The sequence below is a fragment of the Proteinivorax tanatarense genome (assembly GCF_040267685.1).
Classification (GTDB): domain Bacteria; phylum Bacillota; class Proteinivoracia; order Proteinivoracales; family Proteinivoracaceae; genus Proteinivorax; species Proteinivorax tanatarense.
Genome location: NZ_CP158367.1, coordinates 2,451,347 through 2,465,387, shown reverse-complemented (window position 1 = coordinate 2,465,387; position 14,041 = coordinate 2,451,347). Strand labels below are relative to the sequence as shown.

Genomic DNA, 14,041 nt, shown 5'->3' with positions numbered 1-14,041 from the left:
GGGATGTTTTGAAAAAACTAATAGGGTATGAAATGAAAAAAGTGCTAAAAAGACCTATGGTTATAGGAGTGCTGGCTTTAGTAATAATATATAATTTTTTAATGATTTTTTACGGAACATTTCCAGGTGAACCAACTTATGGTTTGAAATACAGCAAACAAGAGGTTGAACGAATTAAAGAGGATAGAACAGAATTTGCAGGGTATATTGATGATGATTGGATACAAAACATCAAATATCAAAAAGAATCAATACTGTACGATCCAGCAAACCAAATAAGTGATAAAGAGAAGGAAGCTAAGATAGATGAATTAGTTGATAGGGGTTTTTCCAGGGAAGAAGCTGAATCAAATATTTTTTTCTTTGTGAAAGAAGAGGTTTTAGAGAGTCGAGAACTCCAGCGCTTAGAGGAACCAGAAGTATCAGGTAATTTTTATCACAGGGCTGATAAAAAAGGAAATGAGACAGCAGAATATTATCGGGAGACTTATCAAGGACAAAAAGGAGAGGCTCTGGCTTTAAAAGCAGAGGAGATGTATGGCTATTTAAGCAATAAACATGTGGTTTATTATGATTATAGCTGGGGATGGTCAAGACTTCATGCTATGCAGACGGTGTTGCCCTATACCATTGGCGTTTTCCTGGTAGTAGCTTTGTCTCCAATTTTCTCACAAGAATATTGGAAAAAGACCGATTCTTTGATTTTGACTACAAAATATGGGAAGAATAGGATAATTGCTGCAAAAATTATCATATCTTTTGTAATAGCTGTTTCAGCCTGGGTGTTTATTCAATTGATAAATTTTATTATGATTGCGGTCTTATTTGGATTAGAAGGTTCAAAATCTTTTCTTCAAAACTGGGTCCAAAATCCAAGCCCTTATCCATTTACTTACTTAAGTAGTTACTTTTTTGTGCTGGCTATGAGTTTTTTAGGTTTGATATTTTTTGTGTCAACAATACTACTTATTTCAGCAAAAATAAAAAAAACATTTACTTCTTTAGTTGTATCTGGCATTGTGCTATTACTTCCTATAACTTTTAACTGGTTACTTGTTGATGGAATAGAAAGTGCCGATGGTATAGTAAGTATGGTACTCTTGTTTTCACCTTCAAATGTTTTAATTGGTGTGCATCATTTTAAAAACTTTGAGGCTTTTTATCTCTTTGGGAATGTGGTTATGCTGCCAATAGTTATAGTTGTTTTCTCTGTTATTTCTTCGATACTTATGCTTATTTATGGATATTATAGTTTCAAAAGATATCAAGTGGAGAACTAAAGTTGTGATAGATGTAAACTTAGTTAACAGAAAAAACATGATTTACAAATATTACAAGTATTTCAAAAAATACTTAAAGAGAATATTCAGAAATGTTATTATTTTAAATATAAACCGGTTTATAAATTTATTTAGGAGGGGAATGGTTATATAAAAAGATTTTTAGTATGACCTTTTTTGCCCTGTTGCTAATTTCAACAGTTGCATCTGCAGCACCTATAGTTGGGGACCATTGGGCACTGTTGATTTAGCATGGAATGATGACTGGAGAAATATACGGAGCATCACTTCCTACAAGTAATCAAATAACTCTGAATTCGATGTTTTAGCAACTTCAAAAGAAATGTGTACTAATCCCGAAGTTGGCTTGGCTAACTCAGATGGAATACGGGGAAGTGATTCGGTGGCAGTAAATACTACAAGTTCAGCAATAACAGGTTTTAATAATACTGGTACACCTGGGTTATAGATATCATGCACAAATTAAACCTGTATAGAACTAAACTAGAACTATTAGGTTCCAAATTAACGCTAGATAATTTGATTCATATTCAAGGTATCTAGCCTTGAATAAATTTTAAGAAAGGAGTGGATTTTTTGTTGAAAAACGAATATTTACGGTTTTTAAAGTCAAAGTTTAACTTTGTGCTAATCTTTTTCATGTCAATTTTAGTTGCTTTAAGCTACTATTCTACTTATTTAGATAAACAAGAATGGATAAAAGTGTTAAATTCAGGGGCGGAGGATGTTAACTTAGCTGCTGTTGAGAAAATGGTTAATGGCTATACTGGTGTGGCATATTTTGATAGATTTATTTTTGGGGATTTTTATATTGTGTTTATTCTTGTAGCTTTAATAGGTTTTGGCATTCATCTTTGCTCAACAACTTTTAGCAACCTCCAATCTGGATATGGGTCGTTGCTTGTCTCAAGGTTAGGTTATGAGAGGTATATAAAAAATTTAGTTATAGCTCAAGTTTTATACATATTTACCTTTATTTTGTTGTTTCATACAGTTCTTTTGTTAGGCTCTATTGCTATTGGAGGAACTGGCTTTGCTCAGGATATAACGACATTTACAAGACTAGGTGATATAAATGGAATAAATTATATTTTTGCTTTGACTGCGCAAATAATAATGGGGCCAATTTTTGTTTCCTTAGTGGTGTCGCTGGTTTCTCTTAGCACTCCTTATCTTAAGAATAAATACCTAATACAGATATCTCCATTCTTTGTCTATTTTATTTTCTTGTTTATAAGTTCTACTATAGGAAACATTTCTCCCACTTTTGGTACCGTTACAAGATATTTTGTTCCAGACAGCTTTTTGAAGAGTGTCTACTTCAATTCTATAAGCCATACATCTCTTTTAGATACAGTTTTGTCTTTTGTAGCTCTGCCATTACTTTTGTTGGCCCTTACCATATACATGTACAGTGTTAACGTTGAATCTTATACAGAGGACTATATTGTATGGCATTAAGAAAATCACAAATTATATGGTTTTTTTTATATACAGCTAATTTCGTTTATATGAGTTTGGGGTATTTTTCAAAGCATAATAATACTTTAAACGAAGAAGCGGTTAATATTTTAATTGACAACCCGCAGATGCTTTTGTTTAACAACACCTTCTTTTTTGTATGGTTTTTATATGTTTTTCGAAAGAATTTTCTGAGTGCTGAGGTATTAACTCGTTATAAAACAGGGCTGTTATCTGCGCTGTTTAAGCATGGGATTTATTTAAGTGCCTTTTATAGCGCGCTGACTTATTTGATTTTGGTTTTGATTTCTTTAAGTTTAGGGGCAAATATTGAGACTAACTTATTTGCTCATAGTTTTAAGTTGTTTTCGTTTTGTATTTATGTTTACATGGTTTATCTAGTAATTTATTTGAGATATTCAAAGCATGTAATTGCTTTATTAACAAATGTTATTATCAATTTTACCTTTTTGATTTCTCTGCTAACCATAAGTTTTGTTAAGGGGGATAGTGATTTTTATGGTTTTGTAAATAACAATTTGTATGTTATTTTAATTTTTATAGCTTTTATGTTGATGGTTTATGTCTCTGCCACTATTAGCAAGAGGGAGTACTTATAATGAAACGAAGGAATATTTTTTATGTCACCGCTTTTTTTTATTTGATTAACAGGATGGCGGTGAGCTATACTAAAAGTTGGAATTTTAGTGGAATAGAACAACTTGTTACAGCTGTGAACAATGGAACAGGGGATCTGTCAGTTTTTCTTTTAACGTTAAATTTAGCTGTCGGTGCAATTTTTATATATTTTCTTATGAGTAAAACAAGTAATTTATTTTTACTATCAGATTATATTATTCCAAGGAGTTCAAAGGCAGCATTTTATAAATTTACAATTTTTGAAGTTGGTAAAACTGTGTTGATACTGTCAGCTTTAAAGTTGCTGGCAGATCTAGCTTTTTCTATTCAGTCAACTCCTATGGAGATAAAATGGCTAGTTTTTATTTTTAGCTTATATGTACAGACTTTTATGAAGTGGGGCTTGATTATAGTTTTGTTTAACATGATTCGAGTTAAAAAGTCTGTTATTTACTTTAGCTGCTTAACATTGCTAATCTTTTTTCAATTTTTAGCCTACTATAGCCAATTTATGTCAGTATTAACTGTGGTATCTCCAAACTATCAGAAACACCCAATACTTTTAATTACCTCAAAATTATTGATATTGGCTACGATACTTTATTGTATATTTAAAAATAAAGAATATGAATTTTATGGAGAGGTGAAAAATGATTAAACTATCACAGGTACATAAAGATTTAAAGGGCAAAGAAATACTACATGATGTCAGCATAGAAGCAAAAAAAGGAAGGGCGTATTTGTTGAAAGGTCATAACGGTAGTGGTAAAACAATGATTCTTAGAATGCTTTGTGGGTTAATAAAGCCAAATAAAGGGAAGGTTGTAAAAGATAAAGACTATAGCTTTGGTGTTATGATTGAAAGCCCTTCATTTTTAGAAGGGGAAACTGCCCTTTACAATCTAAAATACTTAGCTTCAATAAATAATAGAATTTCATTAACTGACATAGAGAAAGCGCTAAAAAAAGTAAATTTGTATAACTATCGTAATGATAAGGTGAGTACATTTTCACTAGGTATGAAACAAAGGCTTGGAATTTGTCAAGCTATAATGGAGGAGCCGGACATTTTACTTTTAGATGAACCCTTTAATGCGCTAGACGATGAAAACTACAACATGGCAATAGAGTTGTTGATGGGGTTTAAGAAACGGGAAAAGATTATAGTAGTTGCCTCCCACGGCTTTTCCGTTGATAAAACAACCTTGTTTGATGAAATTATTACTTTAAGTAATGGCACAGTGAAAAAGATAGAAAAAGTAAGATAATCATTGAATTAAACCACCTACTAGAGTTGTTCTGTAGGTGGTTTAATTTATTGAGAAAATAAACTAACTGTAGTATATCTCTTAAATAGATACTTTAACAATAAAAACCTGAGAATAGCCATTTTTTTATATTAGGGAAAAGACATATTGATTTAAGGAAAATTAACCCTATGCTATAGGATGTTTTCTTTTAAATAACTCTGGAAATTCAGTACTGAGTACTATTTATATTAGTAAAACATTCTAAAAACTTATTGCAAAAGGGGAAGGAATATGTTACCATACATAGTATAATAAATATGGGGAGGTAAAATAATGAGTAACTATCAAGAGCCGATTGAACAGTTAGATGAAAAAACTAAAAACATTTCTAAAGCAATTACAAGCTTAAAAGAGGAAGTTGAAGCGGTAGATTATTACAACCAAAGAGTTGCTACTACAAATGACCCAGATTTAAAGAAAATATTCGAACATAACAGAGATGAAGAAATAGAACATGCCGTCATGACCATTGAGTGGCTTAGAAGAAATATGGGTGTTTGGGATGAAGAGTTAAAAGAGACTTTATTTAAAGAAGGTCCTATAATGGGGCACCATGGTGAAGAAGGAGAGGACTCTGGCGGATTGTCTATTGGAGATATGAAAAAATAACTAAAAAGGGGAGATACAAAAATGGATATGCTTAAAAGATCATTAGCTCCTTTGAGTAAGGAAGCTTGGGAGGAAATTGAAGAAACTACTGCCAAAGTATTAAAAACCCACCTGTCTGCTAGAAAAGTTGTAAAAGTTGATGGTCCAAAGGGTTGGGACTTTAATGCAGTAACAAATGGCAGGCTAGAGTTATTACCAGAGAATAACGGCGAAGTTAAAACTGGTATGTATAGCGTTAAACCTTTAGTAGAAACACGGATAAGCTTTGAGTTAGATAGATGGGAAATGGATAATATCATCCGTGGAGCTAAAGATATTGAATTAGATTCCTTAGAAGAAGCGGCAGAAAAAGTAGCTGCTTTTGAAGAAAACACAATATATAATGGATATAAAGACGGAGGTATAAAAGGACTTTGCGAGGTAGCGGAGCATAACCTAAGTTTTGGTAATGAGCCTAATGGCATTTTAGAATCAATTTCAGCTGGGGTGCTAAAACTTCAACACGCTTACTCTAGCGGTCCATATACATTGATCGTGGGTGATGAAGGCTGGAAATTAATAAATAAAACTTCCCAAGGCTACCCATTGAAAAAACTAATTGAGGATTTTTTAAAGACTGAAATAGTTTACTCAAAAGAATTAGAAGGTGCTCTATTAGTACCGTATGATCATGAAGATTTAGAAATGACTATAGGCCAAGACTTTAGTATAGGGTACGAAGGCCACGACAACAAAAAAGTAAAACTATTCATAACTGAGTCTTTTACATTTAGAGTGCTAGACCCTAGTTTAGTAGTAAAATATAATATATAGTAAAGCATTAAAAAGATGATTTTTGCATTTCGCAAAAATCATCTTTTTTAGATTTTAAATATAAAATAACTATCTGCTAATACATCTTTTATGACAGAACACTTTATACAAAGAAATAATTGAGGTTTTGTTTTAAAAAGTAGCGGTTGTTAAATTTTTAAATATAATAGTTTAGGGGTATTTTACATGGACTATATAAATTTGGGAAACTATCAGCTTGAAGAAAGGGTTGCCTTTTATTATTATAAGCTAGGGAGAAAAGTAAAAGTAGATGTTGGTCTAGCAGGAATACAAATTGATATTTTGGTAAAAGAGAAAAAAGCATGTGGAACAGAGATAACAACAATTGTTAAGTGCAAAGGCTATAGTAGAAAAGTAGACGTTAGCGTTGTTAAGTCTATGGCTAGTAGTTTTCATTTTTTAAAACAAAAGAGACTAGCTGACAAAGCAATAATTGCAAGTATAAGTGGGTTTAGTAAGCAGTCAAAGATTGTAGCAGCGGAATATGGTATTGAGTTAATAAAAGCTAAAGATTTGGTTGTAAACTTAGATTATAAACAAAGAAAAATGATAAGCAATAAAATTAAAATAAGAAATAATAAAGCTAAAAGAATTTTTGTTGCTATCCCTTTTTCTAAGGAGTTCCATGATGTCTATATCCTTGGCATCCGTGATATTGCGGATAAACTAGGAGCTATTGTTGAACGTGTAGATGAAATAGAACATAATGATGAAATTATTGATATGATACGAAAGCAAATTGATAAATCAGATATTGTAATAGGCGATACTTCGGGAGCAAATCCTAACGTAATGTATGAAATTGGATTAAGCCATGGGAAAAACAAACCCACTATATTAATGTGTAGAAAAAACAAAGATGAAAAGCTACCTTTTAATATTTCCGGAACCAATCATATTATATATGAAACAATTGTAGACTTAAGATGTAAGTTAAAAAATAGATTAAAAAGTATTGAAAGCTAAAGTTTGTGATTTTACCCTATAAAAAATCAGTATTAAGAAACGGTTTGGATAAATCCAAACCGTTTCTTAATAGTTAATAGCATTAAAGTGCTTGTCGTTTTTGTTTAATTACAACCAGCGCTATAGCTAATATAGCAAAAGCAAAGGCAAGCTGAACTATTATCCCATATATAACAGGCTGAAGTGTAGAAAAACTGAAACTTGTGATGTCAACGATGGAATCATTTACTTTTACATACCAATATAAAGGGTTAAAGATCGCTATGGTACTCAATTTATCACTCAAAAGATCTTGTGGGATAAATGGGCCACCTAAAAAGGCTAACCCGAGGGAAAGGCAATTGGCTATGGGGTCAATGGAATTCTTAGTTGAAAAAGTAGAGACAAAAAAACTTAGACTTAAGCAGAAAACCGTTAAAACAAAGGAGTTAACTACAAATAGCAATGAATTAATTTGGTAAAAGGAACTATTGATAACGAAACCTAAGACAAGAAATATTATCCAAATAGTAGAAGCAATAAAAAAGTTGCAAAAAATAATTTGAAGGTTATAGCTAATGTTGCTTACAGGAGAACAAAAATGCCGCATTTTTATTTCTTTATTATTGAAAATCAGCATAACTCTTCCCACCATAGACACCAACATTGCTAATAATAAATAAGAGAGGAAGTTAAAGTAAGTGTTTAATCCAGATAGATCATTGTTGTTATTTTGAGTAGGGTTTAAAAATGAAATATTCGCTTCCTTTGAAATATCATTGTATACTTTTTGGTTAATTTTTTTCATGGGCATTTCGGGATAAGCAGTTATATATAACTTAGCAGTGTTTAGATAGTTATCAATAACGGTTGTAGCATATTGCGAACTCGTTGAATCTGGTATAGACATTGTAGTTATCATCTGTTGGTTAGAGGAGCTAAAATTCTTTTGGAAATCTTGGGGAATAGTTACAATAAACTCTGTTTCTCTAAAGAAAAGTGCATCTTTGATACTACTGTCATCTTTTTTGATTTCCACTGGTTTACCTATGCTATTAATATACTTTTCTAGTCCATTGGCTAAAGGTGTATTATCATTGTTTATAACAGAAATCCTAACTTGAGATAGCTCAAATGCATCCTCTATTTGATCAATGTCACTAGTGGAAAAAAAAGTCATTACACCGACGAATATGAGTGTATAAATTAAAAAGGATATAAGGAATTTTCGAGATATAATTTTTAAAAAGATTTTAAATGCTTGCATATTTCTGCCTCCTTAAAACAAGGATGGTAATAATACAAAAAGTTATTCCTAATATAGCTAACATTACTAAATTAAAAAAATATCTTTCAAGAGTATCATAGTAGTACAGTGCATAAAGGCCATCTGTAATGAGGTTTGCAGGGTTAATATACGCAATAATAGGAGCCTTTTCTTGGATAATATACTTTACCTGCAACACCATCATCCCAGATAAAAAGCACATCACCATAATGATATTAGAGACCAACATATCTTTTACTTCTAGCTTGAACTTTGTAAAAGCTCCAAACATAGCTCCAAACATTGTGCCTGTGAAGCATCCCACAAAACATAATATAATTATGTGAATAACCCTATCACCGAAATCTACTTTTAGAACCTGTGATATATAAAAAACGGCTAGAATAGCTGATATAAACTGGAAGCAAACTGAAGCTAAACCCATTGATAAAAACATTTTTAGCTTATGTGTTGGAGCCAGATTATTTCTCGCAGCCAGGGGAGTTTGATTTGCTTGGATCATAGCAGTGACATTACACCCAGAAACCGCTGATATTAAACAAGTCATAGCTAGCAAAGCGTAATAAAAGATTACTAGTACATTCATGGAATTGTTGATAGGAACCTCTTCAGAAAAGCTTTTACTAAAATCTATATCTTCTAAAAATCCTGACTGGGTTAGTTGTGGATTTTCTTCGATAATGTTATAGATGGTGCTGGAAGCTTGAACATAATTATCTAAGAAAATTTTTGTAATGGATTGATTCAGACCTTGGTCTAGGATAATAAGTTCTAATTCATCTCTATTGATTATATAGCCGGTAATTTCTTTATCGTACAAAAGTTGCTTAGCTTCATATTCATTTTTATGGTATATATTGAAAAGCTCACTTTTTTCCATTGCTTTGTTAAGATTTTCTGTTACTTCATTCTCGCCAACTATAGCGATGTCCACCTTTTCAAATCCTTCGCTGGACATTAAGTTTTCAAATGCTAGGTTGAAAAAGGTGGCCAGGATAAGCGGGAAAAAAATTAACCAAAATAAGGCCATTTTATCCTTGAATAGAGATTTTAAAGTATATTTAAAGATGTGATATGACATAATTAACCTCCTTAATCTCGCAATTCTTTTCCTGTTATTTCAAGGAATACATCATTTAGAGTAGGTTGTTCAGAATATATCTTTCCATAGCTAATATTATTTTCAGTGATAAAATTAATTATATTAACTAGGTTGCTAGGACCGTTTTTTTGTTTTACCGTTAACATATTGGCTTTGTGCTCAATTTCAACGACATTAGGTATTTCACGCATTTTATTTAAGTGGCTATTATTTATATTGAATGTTTCCACAACAATTTTTTCTCCTAATGATATCATTCCTTTGATTTCTTCCTTTGTCCCACAAGCGATGACTTTACCTTTATCTAAAATAGCAAGTCTTGAGCACAGTTGTTCAATTTCCTCCATGTAATGAGATGTGTAGATTATAGTTGCTCCTTGCTCATTTAGTTTTTTGATGCCTTCTAAAATTTTGTTTCTGCTTTGCGGGTCTACTGCTACTGTAGGTTCGTCTAAGATAATTATTTTTGGTTTGTGGGCAATACCACAAGCAATATTGAGTCTTCTTAACAAACCACCACTTAATTTTGGGGGATGAAATTTAATAAAGTCATTTAATGCTACGAAGTTTATGGCTTCTTTTACTAGTTCTTTACGTTTTTTGTTGTCAGTTATATATAGACCACAAAAATAATCAATGTTTTCGTAGACAGTTAGTTCGTCAAAAACTGCCACGTTCTGCATGACTATACCAATATTACGTTTAATATCATAGGAAGATGGGGTCATTTCCTTTCCAAGTATTTCAATTGTGCCTTTGTCAAATTTTAAAAGAGATAAAAGACAATTGATAGCTGTTGTTTTTCCTGAACCATTAGGCCCTAAAAGACCAAAAATTTCCCCCTCGTCTATTTGTATATTTACATGATCAAGGGCGACTAGTTCACCATATCTTTTTACTAAGTTTTGAATTTTAATCATAGCGTCATCTCCTTTCTTTTAATTTATTGTATTAGAAATACACATAGTGAGGCAGTGTAATATGTCATAGGGTGCTATGACAATTGTCAACTTATAATAGTGTGGTTACGATGAAAAAAATAAAAAAAAGGCAAATGATGTGTTATGATTAAGTAGTAGCTAAAATACTGAGAGCCATATAAAGGAAAAAAGTGAGGGGAGCTTTATGGGGAACATATTAAATAAAATAATTATTTTTGTTATAACTTCTATAATTCTTTTAATAGAATTTACCCCTAGTAAAGGAGTTATTGCCATTTTGTTAGCTGTTGCTTTAAGTAGTTTTTTAGAGTACTTTAATAATGAAAAAATGGCTCAATGGGGATTTATATTTTATTTAACCTTGACAACTATTTATCCGCAATTTGTTTTTTTTCTACCGCTAATAAGTTATGATTTATTAAAATCAAATAAACAAATAATTACGGTTATAGCATTTGTACCCTATGTACTGCATTTTGAGAAATTTTCTTTTGCTTCTATGGGATTATTATTAGTAATCTATGTTATTGTTTATCTATTAAAAGAAAGAGCAACTTACGAAAACAAATTGAGGGAAGATTATATAAAACAACGGGACTATTTAACAGAGCTATCCATATCCCTTGAGGAAAAAGTTAGTGAATTAGTAACTAAACAAGATATAGAAGTAAATTTGGCTACATTAAACGAAAGAAATAGAATTGCACGAGAAATACATGATAATGTAGGACACCTTTTATCCAGTTCAATTTTACAAATAGGAGCTGTTATAGCTGTTAGTAAAGAGGACGATACCATAAAAAGTTTAGAAAAGGTTAGGGTTACTTTAGATGAAGGCATGAATTCCATAAGAAAAAGTGTCCATGATTTGCATGAACACTCTATCGACCTTTATGGTGAAATTAATAAAATAATAAAAAATTTTACCTTTTGCAAAACAACATTAGAGTATGAAGTGAGTGAAAAGATGCCAGCGAAAGCTAAATATGCAGTCATTGCCATCATTAAAGAGGCTTTGTCAAATGTCATGAAGCACTCTAATGCTGACCATGTATCTATAACTTTGTATGAACATCCTAAATTTTATCAGTTAGTTATACGTGATAATGGAAAACAAAAAGCAAGCTTAGCAACTTTTAAAGGTATGGGGATTGAAAGTATAAAACAGAGGGTTGCGTCATTAAATGGCGTTATAAATTTTGATCAATCTAGCGGGTTTAAAATCTTTATTTCTTTTATGAAACCTTAAAAAAAGCAAACTGTATAGGGGGAGGTAAACGTGAAAATTATAATAGTAGATGATGATACTCTGGTGTCAACATCATTAAAGACTATTATAGAGGCAAATGAAAATTTTAAAGTTATAGCAACAGCTAGCAATGGGGCAGAGGCTATAAGGCTTTACAAAGAGCATATTCCTGATATTCTTTTAATGGATATAAGGATGGGTAGGGTCAGTGGATTAGATGCAGCTGAAGAAATTTTGAATACATTTCCCAAGGCAAAGATCCTTTTTTTAACAACCTTTGCAGATGATGAGTATATTGTTAAGGCTTTAAAAATAGGGGCAAAGGGGTATATTTTAAAGCAACATTACAATAGTATTGTTCCAGCGCTTAACGCTGTGTGTTCAGGGCAAAATGTTTTTGGTGAGCAGATAATCAGCAAGCTCCCTACTGTTGCCTTTGATATGGAGAATAAGAAAGATTATAAAGAGTATGGCCTTTTAGACAAGGAATATGTAATTATTAAATTAGTAGCAAAAGGGCTTTCAAATAAGGAAATTGCAAAAGAAATTTATTTGGGGGAAGGTACAGTGAGGAACTATTTGAGTGTTATTTTAGATAAACTCAACCTAAGAGACAGAACTCAGTTGGCGATATTTTACTTTAACAATCTGCAAAAATAGCACTCTAAATAAAGGCAAAGATGGATTTTTTTTAAAATTAAAAATGAAAATGAAAATCTACCTGGGTGGGTAGATTTTCATTTTTTAAACAGCAAATATCTTGTTTGGGACTGTTATTTTATTTTAGATAGGACGATATTAGAAAATAGATTCCTAAAATGTGCGTATATATTATTACTTATATTTATCGACTATTTGAGCTATAGCCCCATCCCCTGCAACATTTGCTGCTGTTCCAAAGCTATCTTGAGCAATATACAAAGCCATCATTAATGCTAACTGGCTTTCTGTAAACCCAAGCATTGTTTCTAATAGTCCTAAAGCTGCCATAATAGCGCCTCCTGGAACTCCAGGTGCAGCAACCATAGTTACACCTAACATAGCTATAAAAGGCATAATCTGTCCAAAGCTAATAACGGCCCCTTCCAAAATTAGCACAGCGATAGCACACATTGTAAGGGTAATTGTACTTCCGGATAAATGAATAGTTGCACATAATGGAACTGCAAACTCTGCTACTTTGTCAGATACTCCAATATTTTTTGTGCTTTTAACAGTAACTGGAATAGTAGCAGCGGAAGACTGAGTTCCTATAGCAGTTATATATGCTGGTAAAATGCTTTTAATAGCGTTAAAAGGGTTTTTTCTAGTCAGAAGGGCTGAAACTGTATGTTGTAATATTATAAAAGCTATATGGACAATTAGTATTAATACAAAAACTCTTCCAAAAGTAGATAATGTTTGTCTTACTTCGCCAGCATAAGCCATGTTTGCAAATATACTAGCTATATAAATTGGTAAAAATGGAATTATAATATTTTCTATTACTTTTTTAATTATGCACTGAAACTCTTGCATAAAGCTTAACATAGTTTTACTTTTAATTGCAGCCATACCTAATCCGAGCATAAAGGCTGTAACTAATGCTGACATTACTCCCATAATTTGTGGAATGACTATTTCAAAATATGGCTGAGCTTCTACACCTTCTTGTACCGTTCCACCTCCATCTGCGATTATGGTTGGTAATATTGTTGAACCTGTAAAATAGGCAATTATACCGGCGACAAGAGCAGATATATATGCAATGGTTGCTGTTATTACAAGCAGCTTTCCAGCTTTTTCTCCTAGTTCAGCAATACCTGGTGCAATAAAACCAATGATAAGAAGTGGAATGATATAACCTAAAAAATTCCCAAAGATACCTCCAAATGTTACTAATATCCTAGTTAATATTTCTATCTGTGTACTTCCAATGATAATACCTAAAATAATACCAAGAATAAGCTTTGGCAATAATCCTAATCTTTTCAATTACTTTCGCCCCTTTCATAGGCCGCACTTTAACACGTTACATAAACAAAGTCAATTATTTTCTTTTCTTAAATGTTATTTAACGAGAAAAAGTATTTTTTTAATTTAACCCTTGCAATACTAAAAAAAATATTGCATAATATTAATTACTTTATTTCTTTACTGTGACAAAGTTGTTGCAAAAACATTGCGTTGATTGGGGGGAATATTATTAGTAGTAATAGTAGTAATAAACGTGACAAATGGAGTTCAAAAGCTGGATTTATTTTAGCAGCATCATGATCTGCAGTCGGATTAGGTAACCTATGGAAGTTTCCATATATGGCAGGTTCTTATGGTGATCTTTGGGGATGGGGGTATGGTCGCATATAACCATCATTAACAATCT

Annotated in this window: 15 protein-coding genes; 10 read left to right on the top strand and 5 right to left on the bottom strand. The window is 31.9% G+C overall.

What is annotated here, in order from left to right; all coding sequences use genetic code 11:
* The first annotated feature begins 8 nt into the window (after positions 1 to 8).
* The gene (locus tag PRVXT_RS12130; protein WP_350343132.1) at positions 9 to 1,280 is read left to right on the top strand and encodes a hypothetical protein; all 1,272 of its coding nucleotides are present in this window, start codon (positions 9 to 11) and stop codon (positions 1,278 to 1,280) included.
* A gap of 291 nt (positions 1,281 to 1,571) precedes the next feature.
* On the opposite strand, the gene PRVXT_RS12125 is transcribed toward PRVXT_RS12130, so the two are convergent.
* Positions 1,572 to 1,760, bottom strand: a complete 189-nt coding sequence (locus PRVXT_RS12125; protein ID WP_350343131.1) for a hypothetical protein — start codon at positions 1,758 to 1,760, stop codon at positions 1,572 to 1,574.
* Between the two features lie 117 nt (positions 1,761 to 1,877).
* Between PRVXT_RS12125 and PRVXT_RS12120 the strand changes: the two genes are divergently transcribed.
* From PRVXT_RS12120 to PRVXT_RS12090, 7 genes are all read left to right on the top strand, one after another.
* Positions 1,878 to 2,762, top strand: a complete 885-nt coding sequence (locus PRVXT_RS12120) for a hypothetical protein (RefSeq protein ID WP_350343130.1) — start codon at positions 1,878 to 1,880, stop codon at positions 2,760 to 2,762.
* Between the two features lie 50 nt (positions 2,763 to 2,812).
* The gene (locus PRVXT_RS12115; RefSeq protein ID WP_350343129.1) at positions 2,813 to 3,382 is read left to right on the top strand and encodes a hypothetical protein; all 570 of its coding nucleotides are present in this window, start codon (positions 2,813 to 2,815) and stop codon (positions 3,380 to 3,382) included.
* The gene (locus tag PRVXT_RS12110; RefSeq protein WP_350343128.1) at positions 3,382 to 4,059 is read left to right on the top strand and encodes a hypothetical protein; all 678 of its coding nucleotides are present in this window, start codon (positions 3,382 to 3,384) and stop codon (positions 4,057 to 4,059) included. Before PRVXT_RS12115 ends, PRVXT_RS12110 begins: the two co-directional genes overlap by 1 nt.
* Positions 4,052 to 4,669: an ABC transporter ATP-binding protein gene (locus tag PRVXT_RS12105; RefSeq protein WP_350343127.1), complete on the top strand. Its 618-nt coding sequence runs from the start codon at positions 4,052 to 4,054 to the stop codon at positions 4,667 to 4,669. Before PRVXT_RS12110 ends, PRVXT_RS12105 begins: the two co-directional genes overlap by 8 nt.
* Before the next feature lie 315 nt (positions 4,670 to 4,984).
* Complete coding sequence (locus PRVXT_RS12100) at positions 4,985 to 5,320, top strand: ferritin-like domain-containing protein (protein ID WP_350343126.1); 336 nt, start codon at positions 4,985 to 4,987, stop codon at positions 5,318 to 5,320.
* A gap of 21 nt (positions 5,321 to 5,341) precedes the next feature.
* A complete protein-coding gene (locus PRVXT_RS12095; RefSeq protein ID WP_350343125.1) occupies positions 5,342 to 6,133 on the top strand; it encodes a family 1 encapsulin nanocompartment shell protein in 792 nt (263 codons plus the stop codon).
* A gap of 186 nt (positions 6,134 to 6,319) precedes the next feature.
* A complete protein-coding gene (locus PRVXT_RS12090) occupies positions 6,320 to 7,120 on the top strand; it encodes a restriction endonuclease (protein ID WP_350343124.1) in 801 nt (266 codons plus the stop codon).
* An 82-nt stretch (positions 7,121 to 7,202) separates the two neighbouring features.
* On the opposite strand, the gene PRVXT_RS12085 is transcribed toward PRVXT_RS12090, so the two are convergent.
* Genes PRVXT_RS12085 through PRVXT_RS12075 form a run of 3 tightly spaced genes read right to left on the bottom strand, consistent with a single transcriptional unit; the run spans position 7,203 to position 10,409 of the window.
* On the bottom strand, positions 7,203 to 8,366 hold the full coding sequence (locus PRVXT_RS12085; RefSeq protein ID WP_350343123.1) for an ABC transporter permease: 1,164 nt from the start codon (positions 8,364 to 8,366) through the stop codon (positions 7,203 to 7,205).
* The gene (locus tag PRVXT_RS12080) at positions 8,353 to 9,468 is read right to left on the bottom strand and encodes an ABC transporter permease (RefSeq protein WP_350343122.1); all 1,116 of its coding nucleotides are present in this window, start codon (positions 9,466 to 9,468) and stop codon (positions 8,353 to 8,355) included. The genes PRVXT_RS12085 and PRVXT_RS12080 overlap by 14 nt, the downstream gene beginning before the upstream one ends.
* Before the next feature lie 11 nt (positions 9,469 to 9,479).
* Positions 9,480 to 10,409: an ABC transporter ATP-binding protein gene (locus tag PRVXT_RS12075; protein ID WP_350343121.1), complete on the bottom strand. Its 930-nt coding sequence runs from the start codon at positions 10,407 to 10,409 to the stop codon at positions 9,480 to 9,482.
* A 205-nt stretch (positions 10,410 to 10,614) separates the two neighbouring features.
* On the opposite strand from PRVXT_RS12075, the gene PRVXT_RS12070 reads away from it, so the two are divergent.
* Together PRVXT_RS12070 and PRVXT_RS12065 are read left to right on the top strand one after the other, a co-directional pair.
* The gene (locus tag PRVXT_RS12070; RefSeq protein ID WP_350343120.1) at positions 10,615 to 11,679 is read left to right on the top strand and encodes a sensor histidine kinase; all 1,065 of its coding nucleotides are present in this window, start codon (positions 10,615 to 10,617) and stop codon (positions 11,677 to 11,679) included.
* Between the two features lie 30 nt (positions 11,680 to 11,709).
* Positions 11,710 to 12,339, top strand: a complete 630-nt coding sequence (locus PRVXT_RS12065) for a response regulator transcription factor (protein WP_350343119.1) — start codon at positions 11,710 to 11,712, stop codon at positions 12,337 to 12,339.
* 174 nt (positions 12,340 to 12,513) lie between these two features.
* On the opposite strand, the gene PRVXT_RS12060 is transcribed toward PRVXT_RS12065, so the two are convergent.
* The gene (locus PRVXT_RS12060) at positions 12,514 to 13,653 is read right to left on the bottom strand and encodes a dicarboxylate/amino acid:cation symporter (protein WP_350343118.1); all 1,140 of its coding nucleotides are present in this window, start codon (positions 13,651 to 13,653) and stop codon (positions 12,514 to 12,516) included.
* Positions 13,654 to 14,041: the final 388 nt, after the last annotated feature.

What these genes read in the sequence shown, in the direction of transcription:
- PRVXT_RS12115 (WP_350343129.1), top strand. Translation starts at nt 2,813, where the DNA reads ATGAGTTTGGGGTATTTTTCAAAGCATAATAATACTTTAAACGAAGAA.
- PRVXT_RS12110 (WP_350343128.1), top strand. Translation starts at nt 3,382, where the DNA reads ATGAAACGAAGGAATATTTTTTATGTCACCGCTTTTTTTTATTTGATT.
- PRVXT_RS12105 (WP_350343127.1), top strand. Translation starts at nt 4,052, where the DNA reads ATGATTAAACTATCACAGGTACATAAAGATTTAAAGGGCAAAGAAATA.
- PRVXT_RS12100 (WP_350343126.1), top strand. Translation starts at nt 4,985, where the DNA reads ATGAGTAACTATCAAGAGCCGATTGAACAGTTAGATGAAAAAACTAAA.
- PRVXT_RS12095 (WP_350343125.1), top strand. Translation starts at nt 5,342, where the DNA reads ATGGATATGCTTAAAAGATCATTAGCTCCTTTGAGTAAGGAAGCTTGG.
- PRVXT_RS12090 (WP_350343124.1), top strand. Translation starts at nt 6,320, where the DNA reads ATGGACTATATAAATTTGGGAAACTATCAGCTTGAAGAAAGGGTTGCC.
- PRVXT_RS12085 (WP_350343123.1), bottom strand. Translation starts at nt 8,366, where the DNA reads ATGCAAGCATTTAAAATCTTTTTAAAAATTATATCTCGAAAATTCCTT.
- PRVXT_RS12080 (WP_350343122.1), bottom strand. Translation starts at nt 9,468, where the DNA reads ATGTCATATCACATCTTTAAATATACTTTAAAATCTCTATTCAAGGAT.
- PRVXT_RS12075 (WP_350343121.1), bottom strand. Translation starts at nt 10,409, where the DNA reads ATGATTAAAATTCAAAACTTAGTAAAAAGATATGGTGAACTAGTCGCC.
- PRVXT_RS12070 (WP_350343120.1), top strand. Translation starts at nt 10,615, where the DNA reads ATGGGGAACATATTAAATAAAATAATTATTTTTGTTATAACTTCTATA.